At 40.2% G+C, this 18,121-nt stretch carries 17 protein-coding genes and 1 tRNA gene; 8 read left to right on the top strand and 10 right to left on the bottom strand.

The genetic code is table 11. The annotated features are described in order from the left end of the window. Positions 1–6: 6 nt before the first annotated feature. The 4 genes from ESA94_RS03345 to ESA94_RS03330 all read right to left on the bottom strand — a co-directional run bounded on the left by ESA94_RS03345 (position 7) and on the right by ESA94_RS03330 (position 3,000). Entirely contained in the window at positions 7–705 is a 699-nt protein-coding gene (locus ESA94_RS03345) for a hypothetical protein (protein ID WP_129129431.1), read from the bottom strand. A gap of 145 nt (positions 706–850) precedes the next feature. Then, positions 851–1,816: an electron transfer flavoprotein subunit alpha/FixB family protein gene (locus tag ESA94_RS03340; RefSeq protein WP_129129430.1), complete on the bottom strand. Its 966-nt coding sequence runs from the start codon at positions 1,814–1,816 to the stop codon at positions 851–853. 31 nt (positions 1,817–1,847) lie between these two features. Beyond that, positions 1,848–2,204 (bottom strand): four helix bundle protein, encoded by a 357-nt coding sequence (locus ESA94_RS03335; protein WP_129129429.1) that lies wholly within the window; start codon positions 2,202–2,204, stop codon positions 1,848–1,850. Between the two features lie 52 nt (positions 2,205–2,256). Further along, positions 2,257–3,000: an electron transfer flavoprotein subunit beta/FixA family protein gene (locus ESA94_RS03330; RefSeq protein ID WP_129129428.1), complete on the bottom strand. Its 744-nt coding sequence runs from the start codon at positions 2,998–3,000 to the stop codon at positions 2,257–2,259. 39 nt (positions 3,001–3,039) lie between these two features. On the opposite strand from ESA94_RS03330, the gene ESA94_RS03325 reads away from it, so the two are divergent. Together ESA94_RS03325 and tilS are read left to right on the top strand one after the other, a co-directional pair. Further along, positions 3,040–3,420: a tetratricopeptide repeat protein gene (locus tag ESA94_RS03325; protein WP_240670979.1), complete on the top strand. Its 381-nt coding sequence runs from the start codon at positions 3,040–3,042 to the stop codon at positions 3,418–3,420. Positions 3,421–3,537: 117 nt separating this feature from the next. After that, entirely contained in the window at positions 3,538–4,965 is a 1,428-nt protein-coding gene (tilS, locus tag ESA94_RS03320; RefSeq protein ID WP_129129427.1) for a tRNA lysidine(34) synthetase TilS, read from the top strand. Here tilS and ESA94_RS03315 read toward each other — a convergent pair. The 4 genes from ESA94_RS03315 to ESA94_RS03300 all read right to left on the bottom strand — a co-directional run bounded on the left by ESA94_RS03315 (position 4,945) and on the right by ESA94_RS03300 (position 8,472). Beyond that, a complete protein-coding gene (locus ESA94_RS03315) occupies positions 4,945–5,553 on the bottom strand; it encodes a rhomboid family intramembrane serine protease (RefSeq protein WP_129129426.1) in 609 nt (202 codons plus the stop codon). The two genes, tilS and ESA94_RS03315, sit on opposite strands and share 21 nt — an antisense overlap. 134 nt (positions 5,554–5,687) lie before the next feature. Continuing rightward, positions 5,688–6,161, bottom strand: coding sequence for a 23S rRNA (pseudouridine(1915)-N(3))-methyltransferase RlmH (locus ESA94_RS03310; RefSeq protein ID WP_129129425.1), 474 nt, complete (start codon positions 6,159–6,161; stop codon positions 5,688–5,690). Positions 6,162–6,271: 110 nt separating this feature from the next. After that, entirely contained in the window at positions 6,272–7,174 is a 903-nt protein-coding gene (locus ESA94_RS03305; protein WP_129129424.1) for a hypothetical protein, read from the bottom strand. 2 nt (positions 7,175–7,176) lie between these two features. Then, positions 7,177–8,472, bottom strand: coding sequence for a CHASE2 domain-containing protein (locus ESA94_RS03300; protein WP_129129423.1), 1,296 nt, complete (start codon positions 8,470–8,472; stop codon positions 7,177–7,179). A gap of 72 nt (positions 8,473–8,544) precedes the next feature. Here ESA94_RS03300 and ESA94_RS03295 point away from each other — a divergent pair, with 72 nt between their 5' ends. The 6 genes from ESA94_RS03295 (at position 8,545) to ESA94_RS03270 (ending at position 15,624) form a co-directional block, all read left to right on the top strand. Continuing rightward, the gene (locus tag ESA94_RS03295; RefSeq protein WP_164972624.1) at positions 8,545–11,769 is read left to right on the top strand and encodes a tetratricopeptide repeat protein; all 3,225 of its coding nucleotides are present in this window, start codon (positions 8,545–8,547) and stop codon (positions 11,767–11,769) included. Between the two features lie 110 nt (positions 11,770–11,879). Further along, a complete protein-coding gene (locus tag ESA94_RS03290; protein WP_129129421.1) occupies positions 11,880–13,460 on the top strand; it encodes an amidohydrolase family protein in 1,581 nt (526 codons plus the stop codon). A gap of 52 nt (positions 13,461–13,512) precedes the next feature. Next, a complete protein-coding gene (locus ESA94_RS03285; protein WP_129129420.1) occupies positions 13,513–13,950 on the top strand; it encodes a hypothetical protein in 438 nt (145 codons plus the stop codon). A gap of 118 nt (positions 13,951–14,068) precedes the next feature. Continuing rightward, positions 14,069–14,746, top strand: a complete 678-nt coding sequence (locus tag ESA94_RS03280; RefSeq protein WP_129129419.1) for an OmpA family protein — start codon at positions 14,069–14,071, stop codon at positions 14,744–14,746. A 34-nt stretch (positions 14,747–14,780) separates the two neighbouring features. Then, a complete protein-coding gene (locus ESA94_RS03275; protein WP_164972622.1) occupies positions 14,781–15,428 on the top strand; it encodes a porin family protein in 648 nt (215 codons plus the stop codon). 122 nt (positions 15,429–15,550) lie between these two features. After that, positions 15,551–15,624: transfer RNA gene (locus ESA94_RS03270), tRNA-Arg, on the top strand. A gap of 167 nt (positions 15,625–15,791) precedes the next feature. Here ESA94_RS03270 and ESA94_RS03265 read toward each other — a convergent pair. Together ESA94_RS03265 and ESA94_RS03260 are read right to left on the bottom strand one after the other, a co-directional pair. Continuing rightward, positions 15,792–16,493, bottom strand: coding sequence for a response regulator transcription factor (locus ESA94_RS03265; RefSeq protein WP_129129417.1), 702 nt, complete (start codon positions 16,491–16,493; stop codon positions 15,792–15,794). 36 nt (positions 16,494–16,529) lie between these two features. After that, entirely contained in the window at positions 16,530–17,978 is a 1,449-nt protein-coding gene (locus ESA94_RS03260) for a sensor histidine kinase (RefSeq protein ID WP_129129416.1), read from the bottom strand. Positions 17,979–18,121: the final 143 nt, after the last annotated feature.

The raw sequence follows: 18,121 nt of genomic DNA, 5'->3' as shown, positions 1-18,121 counted from the left end.
TGCTGACTATTCAAAAACCCATTTTGTCTTAATTCCCGCCATAACAGACAGTTTCTCATGCTTATAGCCTTGTGGTATTTGAAACTCTGAATCACTGATTTCCTTTTTTTCAACTCTCAGGACTCTTATCATATCAGATTGTGTATCTCCTGAAATCATGGAAAAAGCCATGATTAGTTTACCTGCAACCATATACTCACTTATCATTACATCAAAGTGTAAGTCAAATTCTCCTGATACTGTTATGTCATCCGCCAGCCAGATGTACGCTTTGAAGAAATCATTTGCTTCCATCTTAAGTTCATAACCTGTACAATTGATTCCGGCAATAACTCTTTTTTTGTTGGATTTAATCAGTGTTTTCAAAAGAGTGGTATCAGCTCCTCCTTTCTCATAACGAGGGGTTAGTTGTTTTACTTTTTGAGAATCTGTATTAATCACATATGCATTCGCTTCCCTGCCTGAGATAAACAAAGTGTAAGCAGTGGTTATACCTCCTTTGCCTAAGGGAGCTGCAATATCTCCAGACGTTTTTGCATTACCATTTTTAATTGCAAAGAAAAAATCAGGCGTTGAGCTGGTGTCTGTACCTATTTTGTAATATATATACCCTTCAAATAAATTTTGTGTATTACCACTGGAGGGGGAAACTAAAAAAAGAGCAAGTCCGACTATGAATTTGCAGGTGTTTTGTAAAATGATCATTTGGTTATTTGTTTCAATTTCAAATATAGTTTCTATAAGATAATTCTCAAGAAAAAGCGATAGCCTTTAGCCGATAGTCGTCAGTAAAATTCTAACAACTTTCAACCAAAGGCTACCGGCTAAAAACTATTAACTATCGGCTATCTTAAGCCACTCCTTTCAACTTCTTTACTTCAGCAATCAGCTTCGGCACTACTTCAAATGCATCGCCCACAATACCATAGTCGGCAGCTTTAAAGAAAGGTGCTTCCGGATCTTTATTGATCACCACAATTACTTTACTGCGGTTTACACCTGCCAGATGTTGAATGGCACCACTGATACCAATCGCAACATAAAGATTCGGCGCAATGGCACCACCTGTTTGTCCCACATGTTCATGATGCGGACGCCAATGTGCATCGGCCACAGGACGGCTGCAGGCTGTAGCTGCACCAAGCAAACCGGCCAGCTCTTCCACCATGCCCCAGTTCTCCGGTCCTTTTAATCCACGGCCACCACTTACTACCAGTTCAGCTTCGCTTAAAGGAACCTGTCCCGTTACTTTATTGGTTGCTGTTACTTTTACTTTTGCTGCATCAACGGTTACGTTCGCTGCAACAACTTCTGCTGTTCCTTCGCCTGCAACTGTCTGGAAAGAGTTGGGGCTAAGTGAAACAATTTTCACAGCTGTATTGATAGCGATTTTTGCAAAAGCTTTACCACTGAATACAGCTTTCTTTACTACGAAACCATTGCTTGTATCGGGCAGACCAACAGCTCCGGTTACCAATCCTGCTTTTAAACGTGCACTCAGGCGTGGCGATACTGCTTTACCTGTTACATTATGCGAAAGAACAATCACTGTTGCACCTGCAGCAGTTGCCACATCAGCAATTGCTTTGGTATAAACCTGCGCATCGAAATGATTCAACGCATCGTTTGCAACATGATGAATTTTAGACACACCATATTTGCCAAGTGCTGCCACATCATCGGCAACAGTGCCTAATAAAACGCCTTCGGCACTTGTGCCTAATTGTTTTGCTAACAGTGCTCCATACGTCAACGCTTCAAACGAAGATTTTTTTACATGACCATCAGCAGCATCAATGAATATTAAAACGCTCATAATTGATAATTCTTTAATTGATAAATGATAATTAGTTTAATCTCGATTTTGAAGTTTTTACACTTGCTGTAAGCAGTTTTAAAAGTTCTTCACAATCTTTATTTATCGAATCGTACATCTTTTTGTTTATAAAATCGGTAGCAAAGAGTAAGTCCAACCAGTATTTCGATTCATTCGCTTCTTTTAGTCCAATCGTTAACTTATGAATAAAGTCTTTTAAACTTTCGCCGTGTTCTGCTTCTCTTATTAATGCTCCTATCGAAGTGCCGCTTCGTACAATTTGCTGTGAGAGTGTAAACTCATTGTGTTCTTTTTTCAGGAATTGGTAGAGTTTTACAATCCGTACTGCAAAATCGAAGCTTTTTGTTTTTAAGATGTTTTCTTTCATGGTAATTGATTTATGGTAAATTATAAATTATCCATTAATCAATTATCCATTTTTAGATCACCTTCGCTTCTTCGTGCAGCAACTTAATCAGCTCGCCTGCATTCTCTGCATCTACCAGTTTTACACCGGCTTTGGCAGGAGGTAATTCAAACGATGCGATAGATGTTAATGCATCTACTGCAACAGGTTCAACTGCTTTCAACGGTTTGGTACGTGCACCCATGATCCCTTTCATGTTAGGGATGCGTTGTTCCGCCATTCCTTTCTGGCAACTAACAACTACGGGCAGACTAACTTCGCAGGTTTCTTCACCACCTTCAATCTCACGGTTGATGGTAGCGGTTGTGCCGTTGAGTTCAAATTTTGTTGCAAGGGAAACATAAGGTTGCTCAAGAAGTTCAGCTACCATGCCGCCAATAGCAGAACCATTGTAGTCGATGGTTTCTTTACCGGTGAACAGCAGATCGTAAGCTCCCTGTTTTGCTACTTCTGCAATTTGCGAAGCAATGTAAAAACTGTCGTGGCTGTCGGCGTTTACACGAATGGCTTCATCGCCACCCAATGCCAATGCTTTGCGGATGATGGGATCAGCATCAGCTGCACCAACTGTTATCAAATGAATAACTGTAGAAGGATCTTTTTCTTTCAGTTCAATGGCACGCACCAATGCATACCATTCGTCGTAGGGGTTGATGATCCATTGCACACCGTCCTGTGCAAACTTTGTGTTGTTATCGGTGAAGGCTATTTTTGCCGTCGTGTCCGGTGTTTTACTGATGCAAACTAAAATCTTCATGCAAGCAAAAATTTAGTGTGTGTTAAGAAATAGTTGTTTATGCAACTATACAAAGATAAAGGTTTGGGTCTCTCATCGGCGAACTTAAACGAAAAAATATTCACAAACATGGAGCGGATAGAGCAACTGCGGAAGTTTTTAGCGGATAGTCCTAACGACAGCTTTCTGAAACACGCCTTGGCGCTGGAGTATATTAAGCTGGGCGATGATGTTACGGCGAAGCAATTGTTTGAAGAATTGCTGGCGGCCGATCCGGGTTATGTGGGTTCGTATTATCATTTGGGCAAGTTATATGAACGACTGAACGATAATGACGCAGCCATTTCCTGGTACGAAAAAGGCATGCAGGTAGCGAAAGAAAAAGGAGAGCAGCATGCGTATGGAGAATTGAGGGGGGCGTTGGAGGAGTTGACGTTTTAGATAGTTTATAGTTTTTGGTTTGTAGTTTTTTGTTACCGGCTTTTGAGCTTTGATTGTTCTTTTGTTGCGTCGCACACTTGTACTACATTGATTGGTTCATCTTTGAGATATTACTAAATGAGTTTATTACATCGTTTTCAACAATACATTCAACAGTACAATCTTTTTCAACCAAAAGATCAACTGCTCCTTGCCGTTAGTGGAGGAGTGGATAGTGTGGTGCTGGTTGATCTTTGTGCAAAATCCAACTATCATTTCAGCATAGCACATTGTAATTTTCAACTAAGAGGCGAGGAGAGTGAAGCCGATGAAAGTTTTGTACGTTCATTGGCACAACAATACAATGTGCAGCTGCATGTGCAGCGTTTCAACACAGAAGAATACGCAACAGAAAATAAACTCTCTATCCAGGAAGCAGCAAGGGTGTTGCGGTATGAATGGTTTGAGGAGTTGGTGAACAGTGATGCGTCAATCGTTAGTCGTGAATCGGAAAACGCAGCGGCCTCCACTCTCTCCTTCGCTAAAGCTACGGAGAGCAGGCACCACTCATCACTCATCACTCATCTCCTCACCGCCCACCATGCCGATGACAACAACGAAACCTTGCTCATGCATTTCTTTCGGGGCACAGGTCTGCATGGGTTAACAGGTATTCCTGTTGCATACGGACATATCAAACGGCCTTTGCTTTCTTTCAGCAAGCAGGAGTTGGTGAACTATGCTGCAGAAAATAACTTGCAGTACAGGGAAGATTCATCGAATCAATCGTCGAAGTACACCCGCAACTTTTTCCGGAATGAAATTATTCCGGCTATTGAAAAAGTATATCCGCAGGTAAAGCAAAATCTGCAGGATAACCTGGAGCGTTTTAAATCAATTGAAGCATTGTATCAACTGTCAACACAACAGCTCATTAAAAAACTATGCAAACAAAAAGGCGATGAAGTATTTATTCCCGCCAAACAGTTGCTGCAATACAATAACAGGGCATTGATCTATGAGATCATCCGTCATTATGGTTTTACCGAACGGCAAATTGAAGAAGTGGAAAAGCTGGCCGTTGCTGAAACAGGTAAGTTCATTACATCGCCGCTCTTATTCTTCCGCATCATTAAAAATCGGGCATGGCTGGTAATTGCAGCTTACGATACTGCAGAAGTGGGACATGTGGTTGTGGAGGGTGTTGGAACAACAGGGTTTGTATTAGGGCTGCTGGAAGTGCAACAAATTCCTAATTCCCAAATCCCAATCCCCAATTCCAACACAACTGTGCTGCTCGATGCAAAGCATATTGAATTTCCATTACTGTTGCGCAAATGGAAAGCCGGCGATTACTTTTATCCGCTTGGCATGAAAAAGAAAAAGAAGCTGGCCCGTTTCTTTATCGATCAGAAATTATCCAAAACCGAAAAAGAAAATGTATGGGTGCTGGAGTGCAATAAAAAAATCATCTGGGTGGTTGGTCACCGGATCGATGATCGGTTTAAACTTACAGACAGCACTACAACTGCATTAAAGCTTTCGTTAAAAACGGGGGTGCGTTAACTGCTCAATAAACCCTTGTAACAGATCGGGCCTTGCAATAGCTGCAAAAATAAAACCGTAGATGCCGCCCCACAAGTGTGCATTATGCCCAATGTTATCGCCGCCACGCTTATCCATATAGCTGGAGTAAGCAATATAGGCAACACCGAAAATAATGTTGGGTAAACAGAGCACACCAAACAGGCAAATGTTTCTTGCCCACGGATCAACAATGATCGTTACAAAAAGCACTGCCGATACTGCTCCCGATGCTCCGAGCGAACGATAATAGTAATTGTCTTTATGTTTAAAGAAATCAAACATCGAAGAAGCAACCAATGCAGTTACGTATAAAAGAACAAATGCAAACTTTCCAAGAATGGCTCCTTCAACGTAAGGTCCAAAGAAGTAAAGTGTAAGCATGTTAAAGATCAAATGCATATAATCGCCATGCAGCACACCATGTGTTAAAAAACGATAGAGTTCTTTCCCGTTTTTCATACGTGCAGGATAGAACACCATGTTGTTGGTCATCTTTTCATTGTTAAAAGCGGGAATGGAAACCAGGCAGGTAAATCCAATAATGAGATAGGTAACAGGAATATCCATTTCGTTAATCGTTTATGTTCAAATCTAATGAGAAATAGTGAATGGCCAATTGTGAATGGTGAATAGTCAATAGTGAATGGGTTGCAGTTTTTACATCAGACATCCTAAATCCTACATCCGAAATTCTTTCGTACTTAACTATGGTGGTATTTTTCATTCCGGTTAATACTGCATGCCCTGTATACTTGTTCAGCCAGGATCAACCGCACCAGCTGATGCGGAAAAACCAACTGCGATAAACTCCATTTGTAATTTGCCCTTTGCATCACTGCTTCATCTATACCATATGCACCACCAATCAGAAACACAAGATTCTTTGTGCTTTCATTGGTTCGCTTCATAATAAATTCAGCAAGTCCTTCGCTGCTCAGTTGTTTACCACGTTCATCCAACGCAACCAGGTAATCATCTTTATCCAACATGCCCAGCAACACTTCACCTTCTTTCTTTTTTAAACTTGCTTCGCCAAGTGCAGCTGCATTTTTCGGTACCGGAATAATGGCCCACTCAACAGGATAGTAATTAGAGATGCGTTTGGTGAAATCTTCCACACCCGATTTTACATATTGTTCATGTGGTTTGCCAATACTCCAGAGCTTTATTTTCATGTTCCTGTTTTGGCTGTAAATGTCGGAAGAACAAAACGTATTTGTTGTGCCGATAAAGAAAAAGCCCCAACGTTGCAGTAGGGGCTTTCGTGGTTGATAATAAAGTATGGTTATTGCGGCAAAAAATCTTTCTTAAATGCTTCGAGTGTTTTTTTGTAAAGTTCGAGTTCAGGATTTAACTGTGCAGCACGTTGGTAATAACGATAAGCATCAGAATAAAAACGTGCAGATTCAAGTAAGAAACCAACTCTGAACAATTGTTCAGCTTCTGTTTCCTGTACTTTTTGCAAATCCTTCAACTGTGTAACAAAACTTTCGAACCCAGCTTTTTCCCATATATAAATCACTTTACGTTTTTCGGGGTCTTCGTTCTTCACCGTTATTTGCCAGTAATACGGTGTGTTGGGTTTCAGCTTCGATGCAAAATCTGCAATAGGTACGGCCGTTTTTTTAACTGTTTTCTGGTAAATCGGTTTTCCGCCCTGCTGTTGTTCGTACACTTCAAATAAAAATTCTTCTGTATCGGAATAACTTTTCCACGATACAGGAAACGAACCGGAATAATAGTTAATGGTATCCAGTCTTGAATCAATCCAGATGCTCATGTTGCTACGGCTTACGGCACCTACATTGTTCATGTAACTTTTCCTGTTTTTTTCCGGGCTGCCTTTTGGTGTAGTAAGCTGGTTCCAGATAAACTTCAGGTAGTTTGATGTAATGGAGCTTTTGTTTGTAAGACAGGAATCTTTAAACTGATCCATTGCATAGGTTCCGGGCTTGGTAACAGAGAACAAACTGTTTTCATTACAAATAATACTTACAAGCGAATTTGCGCCAACAGTAAGTTTCGATTGGTCGGTAAGCAGTTTGCCTATTTGTGCTTTGCCGGGTTTGTTGTTTTCGGTAATGGTAACAGATCCTTTCACAGAATAAATCAAATAAGCGTTTGCTTTTTGTGCATTTGCAGTTAGAACAAATACACATGCGAGAAGGAAGAGTTGAATCGATTTCATATTTAGTGTGCTTTTGAGTGAAAATTGGTATGGAAACCATATTTGGTATGCAACCAAACGGCCAGCGCTTCATAAAAATAGATAATGTCGATTGCCAAGATAATTACGATCAACGAAATCTTGGTGTCGATCTTTACACTAAACCAATCGAAGCAAACAATACCGATGTACACCGAAAGAATGGCAAAAAAGATCTGTGCAAGTTTTGCCACCAGGTGAAACCAGATATGATCTTCGATGTAGTAACGCATAAACAATGCAACATGCAGCCAGGCAATAAGAATGGTAATGATCCAGAACAGCCAGGTTGGAATTTCACGTATATACTGTTTGTCCAGTATCATGGAAATTATGTTGGCGTGGATAATGATCCCATTCATATCGGGTGTTGACTTTCCTGCAAATTTTTTATTTAACGGTGTATAATGTTTGTCTTCTACATTGTACGGATCGGGATTAATATACCCCATCAGTATAATCTTATCCTTCAATAATTCAGGCGCAATATTATCCAGCAACACATCTTCGCCATTAAGAACAATGTATTGTTCTATAGTGCGGCTGTAATGAATTACTTCGTAAGCACGCTTGCGATGCTCTAAATGCTGAAATGCTTCTTTGCTGGCTTGTTCTGCAATCGCTACGGGAAAACTTTTGTATGTTTTGCCGTTTGCTTTTTCAAAGGGAGAGAAATAGCGGATTGTACCTCCATCTTCACCAATCAGGTTTACGTATCCGGTGTTTTTTGTAAATATACCAAAGTATCCGGGATCTATGGGCTCTGTTTTATTTTGCCAATTTACCTTGGAGGCAATTACCAGCTGTGGGGTGCTACCTACCATGTGGCGCATTAACGAATCCTGTGCAGGCTCTCTTGGTCCGTTAAACTCCACATCAAGCCCTATAACTTTTGGATTTGCAGCACGTATCTTTTCAATCATCAATGCTAAACCCGTTCGGTCGGCATTGCCAATGTTTACGACTATAATGCGGTTTTCTACAGCAGTGCCTTTGTTCTTTTTGAGAACAGAATAAGCGATGTCGTTAAAGTCGAGGTCTTTTAAAGCTGTTTTAAAAGGGTTAAGAATGCCGGTGTTAATTGGTATAAGCCCAAGCAGCCCGATAAACAAAAACACAGAAATTGTGGCGAAAATGGTATCTCGCTTATATAAATAGCGCAGGTAAAAATGGTGCAGCCTGCGAAACGATTTGCGGAGAAATTGATATAGCCCCTGGAAAATATTATTGAAAACACCCGGGGATGTTTTGACTTTTTTTGTGGTTTTGGTTGATTGCATTGGTGTAGATGCTTGTAAGCTTAGAACTGAATTGCTAAATTAGTGCCCGAATATATGAGAAATTACGCTGCTTTGATAGTTCTGATCTGTGCATTTACCTTATTTAATCCACATTTCATAGAGGCTCAAACATCTGCAACAAACGATACTTCCAAAGTTGCCGTGGTTGGGAAAAGTTATGCCATGATCATTGGTATTTCCAATTACAAACACATTCGTCCGCTTTCGTTTGCTGATAGTGATGCAGGTTTGTTTAAAGATTATTTGCAGTCCAGGGGTGAGGCAAGTATACCCGACGACAGAATGTTGTACCTCGTAAACGACCAGGCAACATCAGCTAACTTTTGGGTAAAGGGGATGGCGTGGTTACGGCAGAAAAATCTTGGCGCAGGCGACAGGCTGTACATTTACCTCGCTGGCCATGGCGATGCAATTAACCAGGACGAATACTTTTTTCTTACTTACGATTGCAATCCTGCAGGCGATAAAAACAATTACATTGTAACAGGTAGTATACAGCTGTATAATCTTAAAAGCCGCATTGGCGAGCTCAGTCGTAAAAATGTAGAGATCTACCTCATTATGGATGCCTGTCGTACCAACGAATTACCCGGCGGCCAGGATGGGCAACAAATATTAAGTTCGGCAATTTCCGAACGCAAAGCCGGAGAGGTAATTATGCTGGCAACAGGAGCAGGGCAAGAGTCGATGGAGGACGCAACAATTGGTTCCGGTCATGGATTGTTTACCTATTACCTTGTTGATGGTTTAAGTGGTTTGGCCGATGGTTACGAAGGAAAAGACGGCGTAATAACATTGGTTGAGCTTCGTTCGTATGTGTTGGATAAAGTGCCGCAGTTTGCACTTAAAAAGTATAAGAAAAAACAGGAACCTTTTATTTGTTGCGATGATAATGGCCAAAAAAATGTAGCGGTTGTTGACAGTGGTTTTTTGAAGAAGTGGGAAATGGGTAAGAATGTTGGTAATGTGGCAATGGAAGATGGCGGCGTAAATGCAATGATGCGTAGTGCAAGAGGCAGGGGCGCTTTGCTGGCCGATAGTAATATTGTACAGATATATAATGACTTTAATCAATCGATAAAAAAACTAAAGCTTACCGGCGATAGCTCTGCCGATTTCTTTTACGAAAAAATGCAGCGGCTTTACCCCGATGATGTGTTAACTGTTGATGCACGTCAAACACTGGCTGCTGAGTTTATCAATTTTGCACAACGTAAGATCAATTTGTATTTGAGTGGTAAAGATGCTGCCGGTATTCAACAGATTCGTACACAGCTCGACGATAACAGCCGCAGTGAAGAAATACAAGCAGGTATTCAACGGCTCGAGTATATTGCCGGTCTCGATTTTAGCAAAGTAGCTGCAATGATGGCGAAAGCAATTACCCTTATCGATCAGTCTGATGAACCATTAATTAAAAGTTTACGGGGTAAACTCTTGTTCTTTAAAGCACGGAGTTTGTTTGATGAAAAGAACAAAGTGCTCGATATGCAGGAAGCAAAGAGCCTTATTTACCAGGCTTATGCACTTGATAGCAATGCGGCTTATATTCTGCACACCATATCATCGCTACACCTGCAGTTAAAGCGGTACGATAGTGCTGTGTACTACAGTTTAAAAGCAATCAGCAAAGCACCACGCTGGCGTTATCCTTATACAACGGTTGCTTACTCGTATTTACAATTGAAACGTTTTGAACAGGCAAGGGCTTACTACGAAAAAGCAATTGAAATAGACCCGAAGAATGCAGATGCGTATGTTGACTTTGGTTACTACGAGTTTCAGCAAAATAAAACGGAAAGGGCATTGAGTTTATACCAGAAAGCATTGCAGCTCGATCCGAATAACATATCGGCATTAAACAATGTTGGTTGGTTAATGAAGGAGAAGGGAAAGTACAAAGAAGCGATTCAATACTTTACAAGTTGTGTGCAAAAAGATTCTTCATTTGTATCGGCTTACAATGGTCTTGCACGTGTGTATGGAGCAATGAAACAATACGATTCGGCAAGAAAGTTTTACTTGCAGAGCGTGCAGTACTATCCCGATCAGGCTTATGTGTTCGATCTGTTAGGCAATTTCTTTAAAGAAATCAATCTTGCAGATTCTGCATTGAGTTATTTTCATCGGTCCATTAAACTCGATCCTTTTTATATGCAGCCGTATCTTGATCTTGCACGTTTGCATGAGCAGGGGCGCAGGGTAGATTCTGCTTCGTTTTATTTCAGAAAGATCATCAGCATGAATCCTACGTCGAAAAATGCTTACATCAGCATGGCAACATTTTATCAGAATGCACGTATGGCCGACTCTGCCAATATCTATTTTAATAAAGCAATTTCGGTTGATGCAGGCGATGGCAGTACGTACAATTCAATCGGTGTTTATTATTTCCGGAAAAACCAGTTCGATTCTGCTGCAAAATATTTCCGTTCGGCTGTACAGTACGATCCGCTTAATTCTTCCTTCTTCAGCAATCTTGCATCGGTATACGAACGTAACAAGCAATACGATTCTGCATTTTATTGTTTAAATAAAGCGTTGGAATTAAGTCCGGGTAATGCGCAGATCTATAATAGTATTGCTTTGCTGCATAAAAAGCAAAACAAGTTAGATTCTGCTCTGTATAACTATCGCATGTCTTATCAATACAACAATGAAAATATTTCGGTGTTAATTGATATGGCGGATCTCTTCAGAGATATGAGTGAGCCCGACTCGTCGGTAAAAATGTTGCACCAGGCTATTGCCTTACGTCCCGAAATGCCCGACTTGTACAACAGCGCAGGTGTAGTTTATCTCCGCTATAAAAAATACGATTCGGCACAATACTATTTCTTAAAAGCTGTGGCATTAGATCCGGCAATGATCCGTGCTTACAATAATCTCGGCAGTATGTTCTATACTCAACAGAACTATACAGAAGCATTGCAGTATTACGAAAAGGCATTGGCAATAAATCCATCATACGAAAATCCATTGCTGTTTATTGGTTTAATACATGTCAATACCAATCAATACGCAAAAGCAATTCCATACCTTGAACGTTTGGTTAAAGCAAATAATAAAGCGGCTTCGGGTTATTATTACCTTGCAGTAAGCCATGCAGCAACAGGAAATGATGCTGCAGTTCTCAGCAATCTTGAGAATGCATTGAAACTGAAATATGGCGATGCAGAAGAAGTGTGGAGCCAGAAAGAGTTTGCAAAAATCAGGAATACAGCTGCGTTTAAAACATTGCTCGGGAAATATTTTCCGGAGCATCAGTTTAAATAAGTAAATCGTTCATCAGCTGCTTATGCCGTACATAAGCAGCTTTTTTATGCATAGCATTTGAAAAATAGTGTTCTGCTGAATAGTTGTATTTTCAGGTACAACTATCTGTTATGCGATTTATTACTACAATTATTCTTGCTGTTTGTTTTTTTATTTCACTTCAGGCCCAGGTTGCAAAAGCGCCGGTTAAAAACGAAGGCGAGGGGCCGTATACACAGCTTATTCTTCGTGGAGTAATTATGATCAATGGTACAGGTGCACCACCTGTTGGTCCTGTTGATATTGTAATTGAAAAGAACCGCATTGTACAAATAGCCAATGTTGGTTATCCCGGTGTAGTCATTAATGAAAACAATCGCCCTAAACTAAAAGAAGGTGGTAAAGAACTGAAACTCGATGGACAGTATGTACTACCTGGTTTTATTGATATGCATGGTCATATCGGCGGTACAGGACAAGGAGCCAATGCAGAATATGTATTTAAACTCTGGATGGCGCATGGTATAACAACAATTCGTGACCCTTCGTGTGGTAACGGTCTTGATTGGGTGCTTGAAGAAAAAAGATTGAGTGCCGAAAATAAAATTACAGCGCCACGCATTTTTGCTTACACAGCATTTGGTCAGGGAAGTAAAACGCCCATCAGTACGCCTGAGCAAGCTATTGAATGGGTTCGTCAAAATGCAAAGAACGGTGCCGATGGTATTAAGTTTTTTGGAGCAGCGCCACAAATAATGGATGCAGCAATCCGTGAAAATAAAAAGCTGGGTTTACGCAGTTGTGCACATCATGCACAAATGGATGTTGCACGTTGGAATGTGTTGAAATCTGCAGAAGCAGGAATGACTTCGATGGAACATTGGTATGGTTTGCCTGAAGCTTTGTTTACAAAACAAACCATTCAGCAATATCCACTCAGTTATAATTACAGCAACGAACAACATCGTTTTGAAGAAGCAGGAAAATTATGGAAACAGGCAGCAGCACCCTTCAGCGATCATTGGAATAATGTAATGAATCAATTACTGAAACTTGATTTTACCATCGATCCTACATTTAATATTTACGAAGCTAACAGAGATCTGCAACGTGCACGAAGGGCAGAGTGGCATGAAGAGTATACATTGCCATCGTTATGGAAATTTTACGAGCCAAGCCGTGTATCGCATGGCAGTTACTGGCATAGCTGGGGAACAGAACAGGAAGTAGAGTGGAAAGAAAATTATCGGTTATGGATGAGCTTCATCAACGAATATAAAAACCGTGGCGGTCGTGTAACAACAGGCAGCGATAACGGGTTTATTTATCAAACCTATGGTTTTGGATACATACGTGAGTTGGAGTTGTTGCGTGAGGCTGGTTTCCATCCGTTGGAAGTAATACGTTCTGCCACATTATATGGAGCACAGGCTTTGGGTGTAGAAAAAGATCTGGGTAGTATTGAAGTGGGTAAGCTGGCAGATATTGTTGTAGTTGAAGTGAACCCTTTGGAGAATTTGCAATTATTATATGGCACAGGCGCCATTCGTTTAAATACAGAAAATAAAGTTGTACGTGCAGGTGGCGTAAAGTTTACCATTAAAGATGGCATTGTGTACGATGCTAAAAAGTTATTGGCTGATGTTAAAACGATGGTAAGTGAAGAAAAAAAGAAAACCGGCTGGCAGTTAAAACAACCGGGCACAGAATAAAATTTGTAACACAGTCAAAAAACTGTTCTTTCGCACAATTAAATTATAAACTATGAAATTGAAATTCGCTGTAACAGCACTATGCATGCTGTTTTTTGTTGCTGTAACCAACGCCCAGTTACCAAAAGTTAATGGAGGAGCAAACATCGGCAGTCTTCTCTCTCAATTTACAAATGCAATTAAGCCCGCATCTTTTACAGATCAATGGACAGGTGCAAAAGGAAATTTTTTAAGCACTGCAGGTAAAGTAAAAGATGCAGTTGGTGTTGGCAAGTCTATTGCATCACTTGCAGGATTTATAAAACCAGATATGTTTAAGCAGGGTTTTAACGTCCAGAATCTTATTTCAACTGCAAATACAGTTAAAACAATGGCGCAGGCAACAGGTGTTTTAAAAAGTCTTGAAGGCGGCTTAAAACCTGAGGCTTTTTTAAGTGGATGGAGCACAAAACGGACCGGTTGGTTAAGTGCACTAAATCTTATTAAATAAAAAATATACCGTATTGTTTTACAGAAAGAAGGACTGCATTCGCAGTCCTTCTTTTTTATGTTAATACTTGCGTTGGCACAATCTTTGGCAAGGAGCAAGCAGATAAAATAAAATGACCATGAGACAAGGAACAAAACTAATGTACGCAGTGGTAGCAATAAGTTTATTGCTTGCTGCATGTAAAGGAATGACAAAAACACAGAAAGGTGCCATTATTGGTACAACAAGCGGAGCCGCCATTGGTGGGGTAATTGGCCGTGCATCGGGCAACACTGCTCTGGGAACAATTATTGGTGCTGCAGTTGGTGGTACCGCCGGTGTGTTAATTGGCAAACAAATGGATAAACAAGCCGAAGAAATAAAAAAGCAAGTGCCTAACGCAAAGGTTGAACGTGTGGGTGAGGGTATTGAAATTGAGTTTGAAAGTAAAGTGCTGTTTGATTTTGATGCATCAGGATTAAAAACTGAAGCAAAAACAAGTTTAAATGAGTTGGCAACTGTGCTGAAAAAATATCCTGATACAAACATTGAAATACAAGGGCACACCGATAATAAAGGCAGCGATGCATACAACGAATCACTATCGCAACGCAGGGCTAATGCAGTTATGATGTATCTCATTGATAAAGGAATTCAATTGTCACGGATGAATCCAAAACCAATGGGCGAAAATTATCCCAAGTATAGTAACGATACCGAAGAAGGTCGTTCACAAAACCGCCGTGTGGAATTTTTAATTACGGCAAATGAAAAAATGAAATCAGATGCACAGAAACAGGCCGGTTCATCTAAATAATTACTCACACAAAAGAAACATACATATGAAAGGAATGAAACTTTTAGCAGCAGGAATTTTATTTACTGCTGCAGTACAGGCGCAAACAACAAAATCAAACGGCGTAAGCTTTGGCATCAGGGCGGGAGTTAATTTTCAAAACATTAATGGACGGAGCTTTTCCGATAATAAACTCGAGAATAAGCTGGTTCCACGTTTACAGGCCGGAGTAACTGCCGATGTGCCTTTAGCAGATGACTTTTATCTGCAACCCGGATTGCTTTATTCGGGTAAGGGTACAAAGTTTAAAGGCTCAAACGATGTACTCAATATTTCATACCTCGATGTGCCGGTAACATTTTTGTATAAACCGGTATTGGGCAAAGGAAGAATGATGTTGGGTGTAGGTCCGTATGTTGGTTTTGCTTTAAACGGAAAAGTAACGCAGGAAGATGGCGATAAGAGTACTGTAAAGTTTAAAAATACAATTACCGCATCCGAAGCTATTTCCGATTATTATTACCGCCGTATGGATGCCGGTGCCAACTTACTTTTTGGTTACGAGATGAGCAGCCGTTTAAGTCTGCAACTGAACGCCCAGCTTGGTTTACAGAAAATAAACCCGGTAATAGAAGGTGTTAGTAACGATAATACAGCCTACCGCAATACCGGCTTTGGCTTGTCGCTTGGCTACCATTTTTAAGGATTTACAGGTTCAGAAATCCTCCGTTTACAGCGGGGGATTTTTTTTATTTAAAAAACTGAGTAATAAAGATTTCGGAAATTAAATGAACCGCCCTATATTTGCAGCCCGTTAACGGGAATGGCTCCGTAGCTCAACTGAATAGAGCATCTGACTACGGATCAGAAGGTTTCAGGTTTGAATCCTGACGGAGTCACAAAAATAGCTTTAAAAGCTAAAAGCCTCATTCAAACAGAATGAGGCTTTTTTATTGCGTTAGTAACTTTTAAGGTTGTAACCCTCGCTTAATTCTGTATCAACTTTATACATAATTGTCGTTTTAAGTTATTGGAAGACTGTCAATGGAGATTTTACGAGTTTATCTTACTCTTCCACATTAAAAATATACCCAGCACCATACACATTGCTTAAACTTACTTTTTTCGATTGTGCAATTATTTTGCGCAGGCGTGAAATAAATACATCGAGGCTGCGGCCAAGGAAGTAGTCGTTCTCGCCCCAGATCTTTACAAGGATCTCTTCTTTTTTTATGCGCTTGTTTTTGTTGTGGTAAAAATGTTCAATCAGTTCTGCTTCTCTTGTTGTAAGCTTGGCTACTTTTTTATCGGGAGTAGTTACTGTTAACTGCTCACGGTTATAAAGAATATCGCCGATCATGTACGAAGATAGTTGCACTTTTGGAGCAACAGCACCCGATGTCATCTTCAGAATGTTCTTAAGCTTTAATGCCAGCTCGTCAATATCAAATGGTTTACTGATGTAATCTGTTGCACCAAGATTAAGTCCTGTTAGCCGATCTTTCTTTTCTGTACGTGCGGTTAAAAAAACAAACGGAATATGTTCTTTAATCTGCACAATGTTTTCAGCCAGTTCAAAACCGCTTTTCTGCGGCATCTGTACGTCGAGTAAACAAAGCCCGTAGCTCGATGTGTTTTCTTTAAACGCTTTTAATGCATTCTTCGAATTATCGAACCAGTCTATATCAAAGCCTTTTGTTTCGAGGTATTGTTTAATGAGGCTCCCCAGGTCTTGCTCATCTTCCACAAAAAGTATTTTCTCTGTCATATTCTGCTCATTAGTGATACTGCAAAAATAACAACATCAGGCCTGTTCAATTATTAACGGAATGTAAATGATAAATTCTGTGCCAACCTGCTCTTTACTCATTACTTCATAGTTCCAGCCATGTGCATCGAGGCATTGTTTGGTATGGTATAATCCAAGACCTATGCCCGGCGCATTGCTGCTAACCAAAGAAGGGTTACGGTAAAATTTAAAAAACATTTTACGCTTTACTTTATTACTCATGCCGTCGCCATTGTCTTTGATGCTGATGGCAAGTGTTTGACTGTTTTTGGCATACGTTGTAACAGCAATATCTTTTACCGTTTTGTGATTGTATTTAACGCTGTTGTCAAGTATATTCAGAATGATGGATGTGAAATGCAGTTTGTCGAGCAGCACTGCATCTTCGTTTGTTTTGGGTGTAAAAGAAATTTTCGTATTGGCAAGATCGAGGTTAATGCGATAGTCGGAAATGATTTCTTCCAGCTCATTATTGATAACATGCTTTTCCATCACCAGCTTAATCGGTTTTTCGCCACCTGTTTCAATTACCTGCTGCATTAAAATGGTTAGCCGTTCGGTTTGTCGTTTGATAATGTTGTAAAGACTGTCGAGCTTTTCGCTGCGTATTGCCTGGTTTTCGTTTTCGATGGTTTTATTGGCAATGATGATGGTGGTAAGCGGTGTTTGAAATTCGTGACTGATGGTGTTAATGAAATCCGATTTCATTTCACTTGCTTTCTTTTGCCGTATCCAGTTTGCAAAGGTTAAAAAGAATATAGTGAGGATTGCAACGATGGAAAAAACTGAGAGTAATGTTTGCGGTAATGTTTTATAAACGATCTGCTGTAAACGATCGGTCCGGTCGCAATACAACGCAAAGTTCATACGATAACTGCGTGCAGATGGAGCACTTACTTTTAATGCCGATGTAAGTGTTTGCGGATTATAGGAAGTAAGCGTACCTCCGATTTTTGCACCGTGATTTACTACATAGGGTACGGATGTTTTATAATCAGCTTCGTTGCTTGAAAATAAAGTGTAATAATGATTAGGTTCTGTGGCAATAGCAAAATGCTCAACAAAAAGAGCATAGTTGATTGCTGCATCAATATTGTTTGCTTTTTTTACTGAATCGAGAAACGCATCCATGTTGTTGGCTTTGTTCAGTGCTTTGAACAACGTATCGCAAAGCCTTGCTGCATGGTTTTTAAACGCATCGGTGTTGCTTGTTGCCAAACGTTCCAGTTCGGGAAACTCCCGGTATAAGATGGTGTCGATAATTTTTACCGCACCACGAAATACTTTGTCGTTTACAATGCTTTCTTCGTAAGCAGTTTTAAGGATCTTCTTCTCATCAATATTATATACCTTTTCTTCCAGCTTATAAATATTACGGATGTGAATAAGCTGTACAAGGCAAAGTACAGTTGTACAAACAACTGCAATGATCTTAAAAATAAATATCCTGTCACGCTTTAACATAACGGGTGGAATGGGCTTTACACGAATCTTGTAAAGTACAAAATAACTGCTTTCTAACCTCCAAACTTCTTTCGTTAAGTATTCATTAACTATTTGTTGGATTTGTGTTGACTACAACCTGATTTTTTAAAAATTAGTATTGC

Origin of the sequence: Lacibacter luteus, from assembly GCF_004118265.1 — a bacterium.
GTDB classification, from domain to species: Bacteria; Bacteroidota; Bacteroidia; order Chitinophagales; family Chitinophagaceae; genus Lacibacter; species Lacibacter luteus.
Note: the sequence above shows the minus strand (reverse complement) of the source record. Positions and strands in the feature narration are given on the sequence as shown.

Bases quoted from the DNA above. Each gene is read 5' to 3' on its own strand.
- ESA94_RS03290 (WP_129129421.1), top strand. From the start codon at position 11,880: ATGCGATTTATTACTACAATTATTCTTGCTGTTTGTTTTTTTATTTCA.
- ESA94_RS03280 (WP_129129419.1), top strand. From the start codon at position 14,069: ATGAGACAAGGAACAAAACTAATGTACGCAGTGGTAGCAATAAGTTTA.
- ESA94_RS03285 (WP_129129420.1), top strand. From the start codon at position 13,513: ATGAAATTGAAATTCGCTGTAACAGCACTATGCATGCTGTTTTTTGTT.
- tilS (WP_129129427.1), top strand. From the start codon at position 3,538: ATGAGTTTATTACATCGTTTTCAACAATACATTCAACAGTACAATCTT.
- ESA94_RS03275 (WP_164972622.1), top strand. From the start codon at position 14,781: ATGAAACTTTTAGCAGCAGGAATTTTATTTACTGCTGCAGTACAGGCG.
- ESA94_RS03345 (WP_129129431.1), bottom strand. From the start codon at position 705: ATGATCATTTTACAAAACACCTGCAAATTCATAGTCGGACTTGCTCTT.
- ESA94_RS03335 (WP_129129429.1), bottom strand. From the start codon at position 2,204: ATGAAAGAAAACATCTTAAAAACAAAAAGCTTCGATTTTGCAGTACGG.
- ESA94_RS03340 (WP_129129430.1), bottom strand. From the start codon at position 1,816: ATGAGCGTTTTAATATTCATTGATGCTGCTGATGGTCATGTAAAAAAA.
- ESA94_RS03325 (WP_240670979.1), top strand. From the start codon at position 3,040: ATGCAACTATACAAAGATAAAGGTTTGGGTCTCTCATCGGCGAACTTA.
- ESA94_RS03310 (WP_129129425.1), bottom strand. From the start codon at position 6,161: ATGAAAATAAAGCTCTGGAGTATTGGCAAACCACATGAACAATATGTA.
- ESA94_RS03260 (WP_129129416.1), bottom strand. From the start codon at position 17,978: ATGTTAAAGCGTGACAGGATATTTATTTTTAAGATCATTGCAGTTGTT.
- ESA94_RS03330 (WP_129129428.1), bottom strand. From the start codon at position 3,000: ATGAAGATTTTAGTTTGCATCAGTAAAACACCGGACACGACGGCAAAA.
- ESA94_RS03305 (WP_129129424.1), bottom strand. From the start codon at position 7,174: ATGAAATCGATTCAACTCTTCCTTCTCGCATGTGTATTTGTTCTAACT.
- ESA94_RS03300 (WP_129129423.1), bottom strand. From the start codon at position 8,472: ATGCAATCAACCAAAACCACAAAAAAAGTCAAAACATCCCCGGGTGTT.
- ESA94_RS03315 (WP_129129426.1), bottom strand. From the start codon at position 5,553: ATGGATATTCCTGTTACCTATCTCATTATTGGATTTACCTGCCTGGTT.
- ESA94_RS03265 (WP_129129417.1), bottom strand. From the start codon at position 16,493: ATGACAGAGAAAATACTTTTTGTGGAAGATGAGCAAGACCTGGGGAGC.